The sequence below is a fragment of the Terrabacter sp. MAHUQ-38 genome (assembly GCF_014518425.1).
GTDB lineage: Bacteria > Actinomycetota > Actinomycetes > Actinomycetales > Dermatophilaceae > Terrabacter.
The window spans coordinates 46,435-62,287 of the sequence record NZ_JACVCU010000001.1 but is presented as its reverse complement, the minus strand read 5'-3'; the positions used below and the strand labels follow the sequence as shown (position 1 = coordinate 62,287).

Sequence of the window (15,853 nt, the reverse complement as noted above, 5' to 3'; positions counted from 1 at the left end):
CATCTCGCTCACCGTCACGGTTGGCGCGGACGCGCGTGCGTTGGTGGGTACGGTCGTCGCATGCCATACCCCGGCCGCCCAGCCCTTGAGGTGCTCCCGGAGTTCCTCGGCACGGCTGTCATCCGACAGACGCCCCAGCAGCGGGGGCGGTTGCTCGAGTTCTGTGCCGCGCAGTATGCGGCCGGCCGCTCGATCCATGAACTCGCCCAGCTGACAGGCCGCTCGCAGTCGGCGGTGCGGCGTGCGCTTGACCAGGCAGGGGTGGAACGCCGTGGGCGTGGCGCGCCAGCGGTATCGTCATCACAATGAGGACGGCGCGGCGGCTCCCAGCCTGAGCCCGACAGGCGGGCACGGGCCTCAAACCCAGGAGTCACCATGCGCGCCAAGCGCCTCATCGTCAACGCTCTCGACCACGCCTGCTTCATCATCGACGGGCTGCCCAGCTGGACGTATTGGCTCGTCATCCGCTGGCTCGGCTGCCCGGACGGGCTCGCAGCCGTCGCAGCACGCCTCGACCGCAGGTGGCAGACCGGCCTCTACCGGCCCGTCGAGGACGCCAACTTGTACTGACCGCACACTCAGACGCGCCCATCTTGCGAGGAGTGGTCAAGTGGCCCCGCCCGGGTGGCGGTTGGGGCGGACGGGCGCCTTCGCGCTCGGGTCGGGGATGGCCGTCGCGCGAGCTGCATCAAGAAGAGCCCCCGCCCCGAGATGGGGGGCGGGGGCTCTGTGCTGGCCGCTTCTGTGGCGTGGGGCGCCGCGGCCGGCACTGCGATCTGGTCGCGAAGCTGACGCTACGTCTCGCCTCCGACAGCGGCCGTCAGTGACGGCGGCTGTCGTCGTTCAGCGGTTCGACAGCATGTCGCCGAGGACCTCGTCGAAGCTCTCGCGCACGGAGCCGACGCCGGCTGATACGCCGTCGGCCAGGCACCGTCCTCGTCGACCGGCAGGACGGCGACGGGCTCACCAGCGGGCCCGCCGCCTGTGCCCTCGGTGGCCACGCCCTGGTGGGAAGCGATGGAACCCCGAACATCGCGTCCTCCTAGGCCCTGCGTAGGTCGGTCGTGGTGACGCTGATGGTCGATTCGCCGACGTAACCGCCTCCGACGGCGCGTGCGATCGCCCGCTGTCCCATCGGGGCAAGAACGGGCCATGTGCGACGGATCGTGAACCATCGCTCATCGAGGGCCGCGGTGTGTTCCTTGTTGGCGTTGTCGACGGCTACGAGCGCATCGCGCAGCCGGGTCACAGCATCGGCTTGGCGGCGGGTCAGGGTCACGTCACTGCGAGGGCCGCGAGGAGGCCTGGGTTGGAGGTCGGCCGTGAGGGCTCGCACCACAGCGCGGCTGCTCTCCATGCCCATCTGCTTCGCGATGTTGGTTGGGCCGAGCTCGTGCAGTGACTTCCATGTCTGCTCCGCGACCTGCTTGCGCTTCTTGAGCGCGGCGTCCTTCGCCTTCTGCGCCTCGTACGCGCGCCTGCACGCGGCACGCAGCTCGACGATCGCAGCGTCCATGTCGGACGTCACCGGGCCTCCTTGTGCGACGACTGGTTGCCGTCGATCCATGCGGCTGCTCGCTCTCCCCAGCGGAGCACGAGGTCCTCGGCGAGGGGTTGTCCAGCGAGGATCCGCGCCTCGACGACGGCCCCGATGATGTGCGACGCGAGCCCTTGCTCAGTGCCGCTCACGTCAACCAGCGCGGCGGTGACCGCGGCGCCGGATGCCTCCCACCACGGGAGCGTTCGGTCGAGGTCCGCCTGGTTCGCCATCCGCGTCTCGATCATGAACGCGACGTCAGCGACCCGGTCCTTCGTGGGCCATGTGGCTGAGGCTGCGATCACGTTGCGCATCCGGGGAGGCATCGAGTTTGCGACTGCTGCGCAGGCCGCCGCGCGGGACTCCTCGGCGGTCAGTTGCACTCTGGCGCGGCCTTCCTCGGACATGGAGGGAGTATGTCTGACGGAAAAGTGCGCGTCATAGCGGCACGCCCCGATCGGCGAAGAACGCGACGGGATTGATGAGCTCGCCGGTCTTCTCGACCTGCACGTGCAGGTGCGGCCCTGTGGAGTTGCCCTCGTTGCCGGAGATGGCGACGACGTCCCCTGCGTGGACGTTGTCGCCCTTCTTCACCTTGAAGCCCACGTTGTGCATGAGCTTGATGAGAATGTCGCCGCCGCAGTCAAGGTCGAGCTGGTAGCCACCGCCGTAGTTGTCCCACTCCGCGCGAGCCACGACGCCGTCACATATGGCGTGCACGGGCGTGCCGATGGGGACGCCGAGGTCCTGCCCCTTGTGGAAGTTGGGGATGCCGCGAAACTCGCGCCATCCCATCGGGGACGTGAGGACGTATGCCGCGGGCTTGAGCGGGTTGGCCCACCGGCCGGAGATTGCGACGGGCCCGGAAGTCTCCTGTTTGCACTCGTCGATGTTGGGGCCGGCGGTGGCGACGGCCGGCACCACGGGCGCAGCAGAGCCGATCAGCCGGTTGTAAATCGCGACAGCCTCGGCCTGCCGTTTGCCGTATCGCGACGGGAACGCCGAGCGCTGCACCGCTTGGGCGGCCGCGCCGAACGACATGACCTGCCATCCGTTCACCTTGAGCAGGTGGTCGTAGAACGAGTCGGCCGCGACGGGGACTCTCATGCCGTTCTCGATGGTGTCGAACCATCCCATGCCGACCTGCTGCTGGAACAGGTTGATGGATAGGTGGTCGCCGGGCACGATGCCGTCGTTCGGGTAGCGCAGCGACTCGGGGACCTTGCGCGAGGCGTAATTCAGGCCGGTGGACTCGACGAGCGTCACCGCGAGGGCGATCTGGATGCCGCGTCCGGGGATCTTCTTGGCGATGCCGCGCTCGATGATGGTGGTCCAGTTCCGGTCGCGTGCGTCCGATTGCGGGACGCGCTGGTTCGAGGCGGGCACGACACACGTGCCGGGCGCGGCGTCGGCCTGCACCTGCCCGGGCCGCGGGGTTCCCGCGACCAGGAAGGCGAACAGGACGGCCGGGGCGGTGAGCACCCCGGCCGTCAGGAGCAGAGGCTTCTTCACTGCGCCTCGTCGAGGTCGGTGACCTTCCACCGTCCGTCGATGACCTCGAGCGTGACGGAAAGAATCTGCCCGTCACTCATGGATGCGTCGACGGCGGACGTCGAGCCGGTGGTGACTGACGTCATCGACTTCACCTTGGCCGGGGACACGCGGGTGACGTCGGTGAGTCGGAAGAGGTCGAGCATGGCCTGCGTGGTGTACGGGGCCATGGTGTCGAGCCATTCCCCCGTGTTCGGGTAGCTGGCGGCGCCGGCCCAGGTCTTGAGGAACGTGCCCGCGACCTTCCGCGGGGCCTGCTCAACGGCGGGGATTTCGGAGGCGATGACGGGCGGCCCGGTCGGAGTGAGGGTGGGCACTGCTGGCGTCGTGGTGGGCTCCGCCACCGGTTCTGTGGCCTCGGTGTCAGTGCCCTCGGTGCTGCCGAGCTCGCGGTAGGTGGCCTCTGGCTTGGGCGTGGCGGACGGGGACACCGAGGCGACCTTGGCCGCGGCCTCGGCCCGGAGCTGCTCCTCGTACTGCGCGACCTCGTGCCGGTACGTCGTGAGGCGGGTGAACACGAGCACCGCCAGTGTGAGCACCGCCATGGTGACGATGAGCGTGCGCATCGCGTTGCGCCGGTTCCAGAACACCCACGTCATCACGCGGTGTGCGGCGCCGTGCCGGGTCGTGCGCACCTTGACCCTGTCGGCACGGCGGGCGAGGGCCGCCGCGATGCGGGTCAGGGTGACCTTGATCGTCCTCACGCCTTGCCTCCTGCGGCCTGGTAGATGTCATAGACGCGCTTGCCGGCGACGACGCGCGTCTGCGCAACCTCGGCAGGCCCGACGGTGCTCGTGGTCGATGGGTGGTAGATCGCCGACGGCTCGACGACCTGAGACGGGGCGTTGGCACCACCCTTCCTCTGCAGGGCGTGCCCGGCGGCGCCTCCTGCGGCGCCCTTGGCCGCCGCGCCCGCGAGGAGCGGGATGGTGGCTGTGCCGCCAGAGACGACGGTGCCGATGCCGACAACCGCGGCGTTCGATGCGGCGCCCCTCGCGGCGGCCTTGCTCATGCCGCTCGAGGCGGCGTCCGCAGGCAGATGGAGCGCCTCCGGCGGGGTGGTCCGCGGGACTTCACGCACGCCGGTCATCACGTACTCCTGCCGGATGCGCGTGTCAGACGCGTCGGTCCGGCGGCGCGGGTAGTCGGCCGGGGAATCGGTGCCGTCGAACAGCTCCTGCGCGTTCTGCGGCTTGCGGACGCGCCGCTCACCCGAAGGCCGGACCTCCTCGAGCTCGTCGACGCCCAGGGGCTCCCGGACGTCGTCGGGGAACCGGCGGCCAATACGGCGCAGCTTTTGCAGATCGTTGGCGATGCCGAGCCTCTTCGCGACTCGCCACGCGACGTAGGTCGCAACCGCCAGGGCGATGAGCTTCAGGAGCGGGTGCATCGTCGTCGCCGGGGACAGGATGCCGCCGATGCCGAACCCCACGAACACCACCACTGCGAGGCCGAAGTAGAGCGCCTTCACGATCGCGTCCCACATGATGCCGAACACGTTGAGGGCAAGGTGCTGGAAGCGCGGGAACACCGCGGCGGTCGCGACTGCCGGGAAGATGCCGACCATGATGCGGGTCACGGCCATGGCGTAGATGAGCTTGAGCAGCGCCACCACGATGAACAGGAGCGAGACGACCGCGGCCAGAAACGCGACGAGCGCGAACGAAAGCTGCTCGCCCGTGTGGTTGCCGGCGACATACTCGTAGGGCTGCGGATACTTCTCCTTGATCTCGGTGAGGACCTTCTTGTAGTCGTCGCGCTTCTGATCCGAGAGGTCCCCGGCGATGGACGGGTCCTTGTCGATGCGGGCCTGCTCGTCACGCGAGAACGTGGACGCCATGAACAGCGGACCGCCGAACTCCTTTGCGGCCGCAGCATTCTGCTTGCCGCTGCCGAACGTCATCTGCAGCCACGTGTTGTAGAGCAGCGAGTTGTGCGCGGTGCCGCCGAGCGCGTCGGAGGGGTCCACGCTGCCGTCGAGGACGCCGGTGTTCGCGGCCGAGCTGATGAGCGTCGTCATGCCCTTGTCGACGGCGTTGCCCAGCGGCACCGCCATCAGCACGGTGAACATGCCCACCGTGAGTATGAGCGTGCTCTTGGCGAGAGTGCTCGCGGTCTCCCCAACCTTCGCCCGCGCGGCGCGGAAGGCGAGCAGCAGCGCGGTCCCGATGAACACGACACCGACGAGCGGCACGAAGATCGCGCTGCCGAGCATGCTCCTGAGCCCTTCCTGCAGCGGCTCGAACACCACGCCGAGCGGCGAGGACATGGCGGCGCGGTAGAGCATCACGGACAGTGCGACGGCGCCCTCGGTCCAGTCGAGCAGGCCGTTCGCCCAGGAGTTCTCGGTGTCGGACCACGATGGGACCGGGTTGCAGCCGGGGTCGGCGCGCTGCACGTGCAGGCCGCCGTAGCCGTAGGTGTCATAGATCGTCGGCTGCGGCTTGCCGGCCGTCGGCGCAGCAAACGGGTTGCCGGGGGTCGGCTTGGCCGGGCCAGCGTCCCAATCGCCGGCCGTCCCGATGTTGGGGCGCTCCGGGTCCGGCGGGACCATGCAGTCGTTGCCGGATGGAATGTCGATCGCCCACGCGGCCGTGGCGCCGCCGCCGAGCAGTGTTGCGACCGAGAGCGCGAGCGCGACGACCGCGCGGCGCGAGCGGAGACGGAGCTTCACGCGACCGCTCCCTCGAAGATCGCGTCGCGACCGGCCGACGTGTCGTAGGCGCGGTGGCGACCCTCAGCGTTCGTGTCGAGGGCGTCGAGCAGCTGCTCGTGCCACCAGCCCTGGTCGACCTGCACCTGACGGTGCCTGCCCGACCAGTCGCGCCAGAGGAACCCGCCCTTGGGCAGGGTCGCGATGTCCTGCTCGTAGCCGAAGCCCTCCTTGAGGCGCAGCAGGCGCAGTGCGCGCACGGCGACCTCCTCCTCCATGCGCCCGATCGCCGCGGCGCCGATGAGGTTCGGAATCTCATCGTCGATGCGAAGGAGCATGTTCGGGTTCTGGAACAGGAGCATGAACAGCGTGTTGGTGCGCCGCGTCTCAACTGAGCCGCGGGAGAGGAACGCGGCGTGCGCGGATCCGGCCGCCGCCTGGATGCCGAGCTCGTCGTTGCCGATGACCTTCGGCTTCCGGTCGAGGTACATCGCGCGCGAGGCGAACCGGGCCGCGAGGTTGAGAATCGGGACGGCCTGACGCTGCTCGTCGGTCCACGCGGCACGGTCGAGGCTGCCAGCCGGCGGGTGCGCGACACCCTTGAGGGTGACGACGGTGAGCACCGCCTGATCCATGAGCGCGCGGTAGTAGTCCGGGTCGACGTCCTGCCCCTTGGGCTGGAACACGAGCGCTCCGTCGCGGAACTCGGCTCGGGACTCGAGGGCGTCGGCGACGTCCCGCCCGGCCTCGCCATAGTGCTCGCGCATGACCGCGAGGTAACGCCACGGATCCTCGCCGAAGTCGCCACCAACCCTGCCGATTGCGCCGGTGATCGCACGGGCCACGGCGCCACCGGCGTCGTAGGCGATCATCTCGTGCGGCAGGAGCGACCGGAACGTCTCGACGAGCAGGCTCCGACGCTCCTGCTTCGCCGCGATGATGGCCGCTTGGAAGTCCTCGGCGGTGGAGTACGCCTCCCGGCTCGGCTCGGGGTCGAGCGTCGGCGAGAGCGTCCCGGGCTTGACGTGCTGCAGGTCCAGGTGCCGCGCGTTCGCCTTGAGTGTCGGCATCTGGGTGAGCTTGAACAGGTGCCCGGCCGGGTCGCTCAGGACGGTGCGCATGCCGAGCATCGCGCTGTGGTGCGCGATCGCGCCCATGAGCGTCGACTTGCCGGCGCCCTGGTCGCCGCCGATTGCGAACATGCCGGAGCCGCCGCGGCGCGTGCCGCCGTGCGGATCGAACAGGAACACGTCGTGCCCTCCGGCGATCGGACCGACGTACATGCCGGAAGAGTCACCGAATGACGGCGACGCGTTGGGCACCGCGGGCCCGACGAAGTAGCACGGCTGCCGAGTGACGTGGCCCGTGCGACGCACGGGCTCACCAGGGCACAGGCTCCGGTAGGACTCCCACTGCGCATAGTCGTGCGTGAGGATGATCTGCTGCTTCTCCGCGGCCGCCGACATGAGCTTCCGGGCGTGCTCGCGCGCCTCGTCCTCGGTGTCGCCGACGACGCCGACGAGCACGACGCCTCGGGCGCGCGGGGCCATGGCGACGTCACCGGTGGAGACCTCGTCGAGGACCTCGCGGGAGCGAGCGATCGCGCGACCGACCTCGGCGGGCGGCTCCTCCCCGTGGGAGCGGAAGTGCTCGTCCTGGTCGATACCGAGACGGCGCCAGTAGTCGGCCTGCTCCTTGAGGTCCTCGCCGGGGACCACGTCGAAGTCGAGCACCCAGCGCGTCGGGCACGGGGCGCTGTTGGACAGCCAAGACAGCCACGGCTCGAGGCCCTGGTTGTCGAGGTCGCGACGGCCGAACTTCGACGCGTGCAGCATCACGACGTGGCTCGTATGGTCCGTGACGTTGCGCACGACGCGGACCGTCGTCGAGGCGGCATACGGATTGTGGGTCGCGTAGACCGGGTTCGTGAAGCCGGGCAGGTCGTCGCCGTCCCAGCCGTCCGCGCAGGCGTCGAGGAGCAGCGACGGGACGGGCGAGCCGAGGCCGAGCGCGGAGTGCATGAACCACGCGATGACCCGCGGACGCGCTGGGCGCGCCTGCCAGCTGTCGCCGGCCACCGAGGCGGTGACCTGACGGAGCTTCTGCCGGTAGGTCTCGAGGACGCCGCGGGAGTCACCGAGCGGGCGGGACGAGAGCAGGTGGGGCAGTTCGTCGGCCTTGACCTTGGCCTCTGTGACGCGCACCGCGAGCAGCACGACTGACCGGCGCGCCTCGTAGTCCTTCATGCGCACCTGCATGTCGATGAGGTAGTCGGGGAAGGACCATGCCCCGTCGATGGCCGGGAGGCGGAACGAGCGGGCGCGGGCGACGTTGGCAGCGTCGGTGAGCGGGTGCTCGGCGTCGAGGGTGGCGGCCGCGGCCTTGGTGTTGAGCGGCGATGTGGCGCCGTACATCTTCACGCGGCTGCCGACGAGCTCGGCCCAGCGGAACGTCTGCTGGCGCATGACCGTGGCGCGGTGGCCCGGGGTTGTGTAGAGCCAGTTCTCGTCCTCGAGCAAGTAGTAGGCCCACGTGCCGTCGGAGTCGACGACGAGGTTGCGGTGAGCGGCGGTCATGTGCAGCTCGTTCGCGTGGGGGGTGCGTGCGCCCTCCGGCTCGCCGGTCAGGTCGGGGGTGGTCTCGGTGTCATCGGTGGCGGCACCGCGCTGGTTGCGCTTCCAGAAGCTCATCTTGGGGTCCCTTGCCTCAGTGAGTGGGGTTCTCGTCGACGTCGTCGACGAAGTGGGGGACAGTTGCGACTCTGACTTGTCGGCTCTCGGGCCGGTCCTCGATCCATAGGTGCGGGGGGACTGCGAGCACGGCCTCGACGGTCTCCGTGTTCGGTCGCGGGACGGCTATCTCGGCCTGCATCGTGGCGAAGTGGTGAGACCACGGCATGTAGGGCGTGACGTGCTTGGCGAGCTTGCGGGTGATGAGGACTGCGCCTGCCACCCCGGCAATCGTCGCGATGGCCGCATGTGCAGCCCAGGCGACGATGCCGGGGAAACCGACGAAGTCGATGAACGGCGTCGCCACGTAAACCACGAAGCTCAGGAAGATCGACAGCGCGAGCCCCGCGACCTGGGACGACAGGCGCGCCGACACCGGGAACGGCGTGTCGGCGGGCCCGAGGTAGATGTAGGACTGCCGGGCGGCAGCGTCGTCGGTCTCGATGAGTCGCACGGCCGCCGACCTCAGAGCGACGTGTTGGTGAAGAAGCCGACGATGCTCTTGGCGAACGGCAGTGCGAGCGAGCCCGCGCCGATGACGAACGCGACCGCGGCGAGCCCGATGTTGCCGAGGATCGTGCCGTTCTCGCTGATCTTCGCCTTCTTCGCCCGCCACGCCATAAACACGGCAACGAAGATGCAGATGATCCCGAAAACTGCCGCCGCGAAGGCGCTGATCGCGTCGAGCTTGAAGACGCTCGGGGCCTCACCGGCTGCGGGCAGTGCCGTCGCCTTGGCCGCGAGGAAAGTCGTTGCCTGCATTGGGGTTTCCTTCCCTGACTGCGAATGAAAGTCGCGCGAACTTGTGTGCGTGACGCTCTGAGTTTGGCCGATCGCTCCGAGAAGTGCAACGCGATACGCCACTCTTTACTGCGCCTTTACCTGGCCCATGCTCATCCCTCGCGCGCGCTCGAGAAAACGCCCCGAGACGTCATCCCCTGTACGTCTCGGGGCCACTCTGCGCTCGGGCCAAGCCGAGGATCACTGGACGGGCAGTGGGATCCCGCGATCGAGAACCCAGCTGCGAGCGTGTTGGTCGATCACCTCGAACGGCGGGACCATGCCGAGGGCTCTCAGGTCCTCGTCGGCCAAGCCCAGCTGGCGCATCTTCACGCTGGGCAGCGCGAAGCCGTCTCGGGTGTACATCGGAGTGCCGTCATCCCAGGACGTGTGCCGGTGGGCGTAGACCTCGAGAGCAACGGTCATCGTGATGTTGCGCTCCACGACGCTGATGATCTTCGCCGAGGAGCAGGTGAAGCAGCTGGTGACGTCGTCGCGGTAGTCGGGGTCATGCTCCAGATCGCCGCGGGGCCGGACGTTGTAGAGATCTCCGCTGATCCCGAGCGGGTGGATTGCCTTGGCGGCATATGCGCGGGCGAGGGTTCTGTCGGTGGTGACATAGACCTTGGTGGGATCGGTGGGGTAGTTGGGCATCGTGTAGGGCAGAGGCAGGGTGGGCAACGATGCCGCTGGGCGGATCGTGTCGCCGGGCCGGAGCCCTGGGGGCCCGCCGTGCCAGTACTTAGCCAGCTTCGTCATGGCGTGATCATCCGCGACGGGACCGACAGCGAGAGCTGCTTCTGAATGATGCGGGCCTTGGGTACGGGTCGGGTGCAAGCTCTTGCACGATCAGGAGGGAACGATGTCCAAGGACGGGACCGTCGAGACGTACCTCGAAGGTGGGCGCAGGAAGAACAGAGTCGGTGGCAACACGCGCGCGTCAAGCACGGCGGCCACCAAGGCGGAGGCGCAGGCCGCAGGACGTCGAATCGCCAAGAACCGTGGGCTCGAACACGTCATCAAGAACAAGGACGGCACGATCGGGCAGAAGAACTCCTACGGAAGGGATCCTTCCCGCCCGAGACGCCCGCTAGCTAGCTGAGCCGCGGGGTCGCCGGCGCGATCGGCGAGGCGCGCCCAGCGGTTTGGGCGAGGGAGTCAGTGCGTGGTGCGCTGGATGAACTCGTGTTCGGCGAGGCGTGTGCCCTGGATCCAGAACTGCACGGAGCCGTCCTCGGCCTCGACGGCCGGCCCGTCGAGCCGGTGCAGCCTTGCAGCGATGAAGTACAGTGTGTCCCCTCGGGTGACGATCACCTTGTCGTATCCGCCAGTCGGGTGTGGTCTTCCGCTTCTCCAGTTGTCTTCGTCAACCATCGCGAACCTACCTGGACCTTCGGCGACGACCGGACGTGCGTCGGGCGGCGGCGATCCAGGGCTCGAGCTGGGCGCGCAGCCGGGCCGCGTTCTCTCGTGACAAGTCGATCTCGTAGCCGCGTCGGTCGAGCTCGAGGCGGACGGTCTCGTCGGCGGGTTCTCCGTCGACGTCGTCGACGAGGTGGATGACGGTCTGGCGTGCCATGGCCGTAACCCTATGAGCAACAACGGTGCGGCAGGGTAGGTCTTCAAGGTGGGCGGGCTTCCGGGTGACCTTCGAGGGCCGGTGGCGGTTGCCCTAGCCACAGGTCAGGAGAGCATCCCCGGCGCAACGTCGCTGGCCGGCGGGGCGATGTACGAGTTGAAGTGGGACGGATTCCGTTGCGTCGCAGTCCGAGACGAGCGCGGGGCGCGGTTGTGGTCTCGCCAGGGGAAGGAGCTGACGAGCCAGTTCGACGACGTCGCTGCCGCCGTGGCCGCCCAGGTGCCGGCCGGCACCGTCCTCGACGGCGAGCTGGTGATGTGGAACGGTTCCCGGCTCAACTTCGACCTGCTCCTTCGCCGGCTCCTGTCGCGGACCCCGGCGCGAACTAGGGTCGGGCCGGCGGCCTCGTATGTGGTGTTCGATCTACTCGCCCTCGAGGGGCGGGACCTGCGCGAGTTGGCGGCCCGCGCCCGACGCGACGTCCTCGAGACGGTCGCCGCCTCTTGGGTGCCGCCGCTGCAGCTGTGCCCGATGACGATGGATGAGGTCGTTGCCCGCAGCTGGTTCGTCGACTACCGCCCGGCGGGCATCGAAGGCCTCGTGGTCAAGCCCGCGGCCGGCCGCTACCGGCCAGGTCGACATTCCGACGGGTGGGTCAAGGTGAAGGGCCGCAAGACCAGCGAGGTCATCGTTGGGGCGGTCATTGGCCCGCTGGGTCGGCCGCACTCCGTCGTCGTGGGCCTCGACGTCGCAGGGGTCCTCCGGGTGGTGGGTCAAAGCGTCCCGCTCTCCCGAGCACAGGCCGCCACGCTGGCGGCTGTGCTGGAGCCCGCCGGCGCCGACCATCCGTGGCCTGACGAAATCTCCTCGCGCAGGTTTGGATCCGGGCGGGACAAGGCTGTGCTGACGACGGTGAAGCCGGTCGTCGTCGTCGAGATCCTTGCCGACACGGCACTCCAGGGCGGCGCCTTTCGTCATCCAGTCAGGCTCGTTCGATTACGACCGGATCTGGGCATCGGCGACGTCAGCCGGACAGGGACGTGACGAGCTGCCCCAGCCACTCGATGACCGATCGCCCGCCCTCGGTGGCAGTCGCCATTACGAGGGCGTCGCGTGCCCGCTCTAGGAGTCGCGGCTTTGGGGCGGCGCCGGTCTCCGCGTCGTCTCGAATGCTCTCCAACGCTTGGCGCAGCGGGCGCACGTCATCCGCGGCCGGCAGCCCAGAGAGGGCCTTGTCGACGACCTGGAGGACCTGTGTGCGCTCATCATGGGTCAGGTGCAGGGCGACGTGCTGGGTGTTGTGGCTCCCGCCCTGCTGGACGCCGGTGACGGTGCCACCGGAGACGCTCCACGAGTAGCGCTGATCGTTCACGGTGGTGTCTCCGCCGCTGCCCTCTGCGTAGTCCTGCACCGTGCCGTCACTGTGAAGGGCGTTGCGGCCTCGCGGCGTCAACTCCGGCCGCAGTGCCCACGAGGCATTGCTCCCGAGGACTTTCATGAGCCCCTGCTCGACTAGGTAGGCCGTGGCCTGGTCCACCTCGGTCTTGGTGAATGGAACTCCGAACGCGGTCGCGCGCTCGTCTCGCAGATACACCGAGACGTCGGCGGGATGACCGGCATCCTCGAGCCACTCCAACAGGCCTCGCTGGACTGCCTCCATGCGGGCCAACCCATTCGTTCGAGACTTCCGCGAGACCGCGGCAACCTTCTTGCCGATGTAGGTCAGTGTCACCTCCGCGACGGCGGAGGGCTCGCCCTCCGCGAGGCTGAGCTCACGCAAAGCCGCGGCGGCGGCGTGGCCCTCGCGCTCGTCACCCACCGCGGCCTCAAAGGCGGAAGGCAGGAGCTGCCCTCCGGCCTCGTCGGCCGCGAGAAGCAACGCCTCGGCCGAGGTGCCCATGATGTGCCGGGAGACCTGTCGTTCGTTCATGCTCATCACCTATCTGGAGCTCGGCCTGGTCCTTGCGCCTGAACCGACGGTAGGGCCGGCCGCCTTCAAGCGACGGACTCGCCGCGCCGAGGCGTCTTACCGAGCACGACGCAGGAAGCCATGCGAGCTCCATCGGCGCGCCTCAGAAACGTTCCGTTGCCGCGCGCTCCACAAACGGGCGTTTCTGGAGCTCGAATCGACGCCGGCCGCGCACGGTCCGCGGCATGACAGGACGGTCCGGACGCGTCAACCAACGAAGGCTGCAATCAGACGAAAGGTGGCGTTTCGCCGTAGATGCGCTTGAAGAGCCAACGGGGGCGGCGGGATCGCTGTCTGTCCCACTCCCGCTTGAGCATGGTGTTCGCGAAGGCGAGTCTGTCCGTCGGTGCCGGTAGATCGACCATCTCGGCGTATCTCGCGAGGCGGTTCGAGAGATCGTCGAGGTCGCGGCGACCGGAGTCAGCCAGGACCACGGTCTCAGAGTTCAGCGAGGCCTTTACGACGCTGCCCTCGTCGGTGTAGATCGCTGGGTACTCGCCGTCGTCCACGTCGACGGCTTCCATCCAGGAGGAAGCCTCGTCGAGGCCGGTAAAGATGAGTAGGTCGTTATCGGCCGTGAACACGAAGATGGCCCGAGCGGGTGTCATGCCCTCAGCATGGCCGTATAGATCGCGCGATCTGCGGCATGAGCGGCCGTGCCGGTGACCCCTCGACGCGCTGACGAACTTAAGTCAGGCCGGTTGGTCCTCAGCCAGAAGGGCGATGGTGAGGGTACACAGTCCGAGCACGATCAAGGCCAGTGCCACAAGGCGTAGAACGAACAGGACCCAACGGTGAGGCCGCCGGCCGGTCCGTACCGTCCAGAGCCCTGTCACCAAGAGTGCTGCACCCAGCGGGCTGATCCACACCGCGGTGGCTCGACTCAGAGACGTGGCGTACAGCAAGACGGACGCACAAACGACTGCCAAGGCACTGAACAGCAGGAACGCGGCTGTTGACCGTGCGCGGATCGTCGGTGCGTTCTGCGAGGTCATCGAGCGCCTCCCTCGTTTGCTTGAACGTACCAAGAGGCTGTCCGCTTCAGACGTCGATCCGTCAACGTCACGCGCACCGTCCAGTCCTCAACTCGTCGGCACGATCGCGCCGTTCGCGGCAGAAGCGGGCGGCCGGCCGCGGGCTCGTCCGCGAGTCAGCGTGGCGCGACATAATCTGTGGTGTGGACGTTCCGAAGGAGTTCGAGCGTGCACTCGACAAGGGCGGAGAGCATGTCGGCCGCAGCTATCGGGTCGCCTCATATGTGGGCTTCGCCGTGGCCGCCGGCCTGGTCGTCCTCAGCGCGGCGAGCTTCTTGTCCGGAGAGAACGAGACCGGGCTGATCGATCTGGGTGCGGCGGCCGTCGTCGCTGCCTTCGCCGCGTTGTTCCGATTCCTCTCATCCTTGATGCTGGCAGAAGGGCCGGCCAACGAGCGTGGCGACGGAGGTTCTGCCTCGACGGGTACGTGACACAGACGTCCGACCCATCGGCAGGACCTAGGCGCCGTCAGCGGCATGTTCGGACGTCGTCGACGACGCGAAACATGTCGGCCTAACTGAGCGCGAAATGGTGCCGGCGGGCTTGGGAGCCTTGCTCAGAGCAGGGCCTCGTCATTTGGCGGGGTCTATGAGTTGTCGGCGCACCGCGTACAGCGCCGCTTCCATCCGCGAGTGCATATGGAGCTTGTCGAGGATGTTGCGGATATGGTTCCGCACCGTGTTCTCCGAGATGTGCAGCTCGGCCGCGATCTGCTGATTCGTGCGCCCTCGGGCGACGTGGTCAAGGACCTCGAGTTCTCGGTCGGTCAACCGGGCTGACTCGATCGCCGGCGTGGTCGTGGGCGCCTCAGCTCGTCGGCTGACCTGGTTGAACTCGAGAATCAACTTGGTGGCCATTACCGGCGACAGTGGGGAGTGGCCGCCGAAGACGTTGCGGATGCCGTCGGCTATCTCTTCCGTCGCCTGCTTGAGCAGGTAGCCACTGGCGCCAGCCTGAAGCGCTTCGAACAGGTCCCCGTCGTCGTCCGAACCTGTGAGCATGATGATCCGTGCCGAGGGGACTCGCTGTTTGATGAGGCGGCAGGCGTGGATCCCGCCGCGTTTGGGCATGCCGACGTCCATGACAATGACGTCCGGCAGGGCCTGTTCTGCGCGCTCGACCGCCTCGACACCGTCGGCGGCTTCTGCCACCACCTCGATGCCGTCCTCGATGGCAAGCACCGTCTGTAGCCCCCGTCGATAGAGGGCGTGGTCGTCGACGATGAGGACCCGGATCGCGTCGGACGGTTTCACTCGCCCATCCTTGCTCACCTTGTGCTTGGCCAGACAGATCCTCACCGCGGCATGTCCGCGCGTTGCGTTTCACTCGGGGTTGGGCATGCTGAGCGGGTGACTGATCTCGATGCGTGGGTCGATCGGGTGCGGCATTCAACCAGCCAGCTCTTGGAGGGTTTCGAGGAGCGCCTCGGCTACCCCCCGGACCGCAACGTCGTCATCACCGCGCCTGGGCGAGACGGGTCCCGGCTCAGCGGGCAACTCAAGCACGACGCCGTCGCCCCGCCCTCCGTGCTCGAGTTCTTCGACGCGATCGAGGAGGTCAGCCTCCCCGACGTGTGGAACGGTTACTTCCTGGGACCGGTGAGCCGGCTCATCGCCACTCACGCCGAAAGAGCCCCGCGGTGGCTCATGCTCGACGGCCGCCAGGTCGAGATCTTGGTTATCGGCTCCGATGGCGGCGGCGCACTCTATGTTGTGGGAACTGACGAGGATGGAGCGGTCTTTCGCGTCGAAGAAGGTGCCGTCACGGATGGAGTCCTTCGCGCCGCCACCGAGGACCAAATCCGAAGGCTGTCGACCACCTTCGCGGGATTCCTTGAGTTGTGGGCGAGCGAGCTCGAGTCGTTCGCAGCAGGGTGTGCGACGCCCTCCTTCTGAGTACCCAGCGGCATATCCGGATGTCGCTCGACGGGAACTGTCTCGACGACGGCGGCCCCCGGCGCCTAGCCTAAATGCGTCCCGGCCCCAGGTGCGATGGCTCCGGACGATCGCATCCCCTTCGGA

General features: G+C 68.0%; 20 protein-coding genes. 6 read left to right on the top strand and 14 right to left on the bottom strand.

The annotated features are described in order from the left end of the window. Positions 1-60: 60 nt before the first annotated feature. The gene (locus H9I49_RS24230; protein ID WP_223128204.1) at positions 61-309 is read left to right on the top strand and encodes a helix-turn-helix domain-containing protein; all 249 of its coding nucleotides are present in this window, start codon (positions 61-63) and stop codon (positions 307-309) included. Between the two features lie 66 nt (positions 310-375). Continuing rightward, positions 376-570 carry a hypothetical protein gene (locus H9I49_RS00330; RefSeq protein ID WP_188028300.1) on the top strand — a complete coding sequence of 65 codons (195 nt, stop codon included), beginning with the start codon at positions 376-378 and terminating at the stop codon, positions 568-570. Positions 571-1,042: 472 nt separating this feature from the next. On the opposite strand, the gene H9I49_RS00325 is transcribed toward H9I49_RS00330, so the two are convergent. The 9 genes from H9I49_RS00325 to H9I49_RS00285 all read right to left on the bottom strand — a co-directional run bounded on the left by H9I49_RS00325 (position 1,043) and on the right by H9I49_RS00285 (position 10,009). Further along, positions 1,043-1,528 (bottom strand): hypothetical protein, encoded by a 486-nt coding sequence (locus tag H9I49_RS00325; protein ID WP_188028299.1) that lies wholly within the window; start codon positions 1,526-1,528, stop codon positions 1,043-1,045. After that, a complete protein-coding gene (locus H9I49_RS00320) occupies positions 1,525-1,944 on the bottom strand; it encodes a hypothetical protein (protein ID WP_223128203.1) in 420 nt (139 codons plus the stop codon). The genes H9I49_RS00325 and H9I49_RS00320 overlap by 4 nt, the downstream gene beginning before the upstream one ends. A 31-nt stretch (positions 1,945-1,975) precedes the next feature. Further along, complete coding sequence (locus H9I49_RS24225; protein WP_188028297.1) at positions 1,976-3,049, bottom strand: M23 family metallopeptidase; 1,074 nt, start codon at positions 3,047-3,049, stop codon at positions 1,976-1,978. Then, the gene (locus H9I49_RS00310; protein WP_188028296.1) at positions 3,046-3,792 is read right to left on the bottom strand and encodes a hypothetical protein; all 747 of its coding nucleotides are present in this window, start codon (positions 3,790-3,792) and stop codon (positions 3,046-3,048) included. Before H9I49_RS00310 ends, H9I49_RS24225 begins: the two co-directional genes overlap by 4 nt. Next, entirely contained in the window at positions 3,789-5,762 is a 1,974-nt protein-coding gene (locus H9I49_RS00305) for a hypothetical protein (RefSeq protein ID WP_188028295.1), read from the bottom strand. Before H9I49_RS00305 ends, H9I49_RS00310 begins: the two co-directional genes overlap by 4 nt. Next, positions 5,759-8,431, bottom strand: coding sequence for an ATP-binding protein (locus tag H9I49_RS00300; protein WP_188028294.1), 2,673 nt, complete (start codon positions 8,429-8,431; stop codon positions 5,759-5,761). Before H9I49_RS00300 ends, H9I49_RS00305 begins: the two co-directional genes overlap by 4 nt. Positions 8,432-8,447: 16 nt before the next feature. Beyond that, positions 8,448-8,924, bottom strand: a complete 477-nt coding sequence (locus H9I49_RS00295) for a hypothetical protein (RefSeq protein WP_188028293.1) — start codon at positions 8,922-8,924, stop codon at positions 8,448-8,450. Between the two features lie 11 nt (positions 8,925-8,935). Next, positions 8,936-9,232 (bottom strand): hypothetical protein, encoded by a 297-nt coding sequence (locus H9I49_RS00290; RefSeq protein WP_188028292.1) that lies wholly within the window; start codon positions 9,230-9,232, stop codon positions 8,936-8,938. Positions 9,233-9,451: 219 nt separating this feature from the next. Beyond that, positions 9,452-10,009 (bottom strand): hypothetical protein, encoded by a 558-nt coding sequence (locus H9I49_RS00285; protein WP_188028291.1) that lies wholly within the window; start codon positions 10,007-10,009, stop codon positions 9,452-9,454. A gap of 103 nt (positions 10,010-10,112) precedes the next feature. Between H9I49_RS00285 and H9I49_RS00280 the strand changes: the two genes are divergently transcribed. Then, on the top strand, positions 10,113-10,352 hold the full coding sequence (locus tag H9I49_RS00280; RefSeq protein ID WP_188028290.1) for a DUF2188 domain-containing protein: 240 nt from the start codon (positions 10,113-10,115) through the stop codon (positions 10,350-10,352). A 56-nt stretch (positions 10,353-10,408) separates the two neighbouring features. Here H9I49_RS00280 and H9I49_RS00275 read toward each other — a convergent pair whose 3' ends face one another. Both H9I49_RS00275 and H9I49_RS00270 read right to left on the bottom strand, forming a co-directional pair. After that, positions 10,409-10,564, bottom strand: a complete 156-nt coding sequence (locus H9I49_RS00275; RefSeq protein WP_188028289.1) for a hypothetical protein — start codon at positions 10,562-10,564, stop codon at positions 10,409-10,411. A 67-nt stretch (positions 10,565-10,631) separates the two neighbouring features. Beyond that, entirely contained in the window at positions 10,632-10,829 is a 198-nt protein-coding gene (locus H9I49_RS00270; protein ID WP_188028288.1) for a histone-like nucleoid-structuring protein Lsr2, read from the bottom strand. Positions 10,830-10,976: 147 nt separating this feature from the next. Between H9I49_RS00270 and H9I49_RS00265 the strand changes: the two genes are divergently transcribed. Continuing rightward, positions 10,977-11,873, top strand: coding sequence for an ATP-dependent DNA ligase (locus H9I49_RS00265; RefSeq protein ID WP_188029537.1), 897 nt, complete (start codon positions 10,977-10,979; stop codon positions 11,871-11,873). Here H9I49_RS00265 and H9I49_RS00260 read toward each other — a convergent pair. Then, positions 11,854-12,759, bottom strand: a complete 906-nt coding sequence (locus tag H9I49_RS00260) for a hypothetical protein (protein WP_188028287.1) — start codon at positions 12,757-12,759, stop codon at positions 11,854-11,856. The genes H9I49_RS00265 and H9I49_RS00260 overlap by 20 nt on opposite strands. 266 nt (positions 12,760-13,025) lie before the next feature. Further along, complete coding sequence (locus H9I49_RS00255; protein WP_188028286.1) at positions 13,026-13,406, bottom strand: hypothetical protein; 381 nt, start codon at positions 13,404-13,406, stop codon at positions 13,026-13,028. 569 nt (positions 13,407-13,975) lie between these two features. Here H9I49_RS00255 and H9I49_RS00250 point away from each other — a divergent pair. Next, positions 13,976-14,263: a hypothetical protein gene (locus H9I49_RS00250; protein ID WP_188028285.1), complete on the top strand. Its 288-nt coding sequence runs from the start codon at positions 13,976-13,978 to the stop codon at positions 14,261-14,263. Between the two features lie 141 nt (positions 14,264-14,404). Here H9I49_RS00250 and H9I49_RS00245 read toward each other — a convergent pair whose 3' ends face one another. Further along, positions 14,405-15,085 carry a response regulator transcription factor gene (locus H9I49_RS00245; RefSeq protein ID WP_188028284.1) on the bottom strand — a complete coding sequence of 227 codons (681 nt, stop codon included), beginning with the start codon at positions 15,083-15,085 and terminating at the stop codon, positions 14,405-14,407. A gap of 51 nt (positions 15,086-15,136) precedes the next feature. On the opposite strand from H9I49_RS00245, the gene H9I49_RS00240 reads away from it, so the two are divergent. Further along, positions 15,137-15,727: a hypothetical protein gene (locus H9I49_RS00240; protein WP_188028283.1), complete on the top strand. Its 591-nt coding sequence runs from the start codon at positions 15,137-15,139 to the stop codon at positions 15,725-15,727. Positions 15,728-15,853 lie beyond the last annotated feature (126 nt).

What these genes read in the sequence shown, in the direction of transcription:
- H9I49_RS24230 (WP_223128204.1), top strand. Translation starts at nt 61, where the DNA reads ATGCCATACCCCGGCCGCCCAGCCCTTGAGGTGCTCCCGGAGTTCCTC.
- H9I49_RS00330 (WP_188028300.1), top strand. Translation starts at nt 376, where the DNA reads ATGCGCGCCAAGCGCCTCATCGTCAACGCTCTCGACCACGCCTGCTTC.
- H9I49_RS00320 (WP_223128203.1), bottom strand. Translation starts at nt 1,944, where the DNA reads ATGTCCGAGGAAGGCCGCGCCAGAGTGCAACTGACCGCCGAGGAGTCC.
- H9I49_RS00300 (WP_188028294.1), bottom strand. Translation starts at nt 8,431, where the DNA reads ATGAGCTTCTGGAAGCGCAACCAGCGCGGTGCCGCCACCGATGACACC.
- H9I49_RS00290 (WP_188028292.1), bottom strand. Translation starts at nt 9,232, where the DNA reads ATGCAGGCAACGACTTTCCTCGCGGCCAAGGCGACGGCACTGCCCGCA.
- H9I49_RS00285 (WP_188028291.1), bottom strand. Translation starts at nt 10,009, where the DNA reads ATGACGAAGCTGGCTAAGTACTGGCACGGCGGGCCCCCAGGGCTCCGG.
- H9I49_RS00280 (WP_188028290.1), top strand. Translation starts at nt 10,113, where the DNA reads ATGTCCAAGGACGGGACCGTCGAGACGTACCTCGAAGGTGGGCGCAGG.
- H9I49_RS00270 (WP_188028288.1), bottom strand. Translation starts at nt 10,829, where the DNA reads ATGGCACGCCAGACCGTCATCCACCTCGTCGACGACGTCGACGGAGAA.
- H9I49_RS00265 (WP_188029537.1), top strand. Translation starts at nt 10,977, where the DNA reads ATGTACGAGTTGAAGTGGGACGGATTCCGTTGCGTCGCAGTCCGAGAC.
- H9I49_RS00260 (WP_188028287.1), bottom strand. Translation starts at nt 12,759, where the DNA reads ATGAACGAACGACAGGTCTCCCGGCACATCATGGGCACCTCGGCCGAG.
- H9I49_RS00255 (WP_188028286.1), bottom strand. Translation starts at nt 13,406, where the DNA reads ATGACACCCGCTCGGGCCATCTTCGTGTTCACGGCCGATAACGACCTA.
- H9I49_RS00240 (WP_188028283.1), top strand. Translation starts at nt 15,137, where the DNA reads ATGTCCGCGCGTTGCGTTTCACTCGGGGTTGGGCATGCTGAGCGGGTG.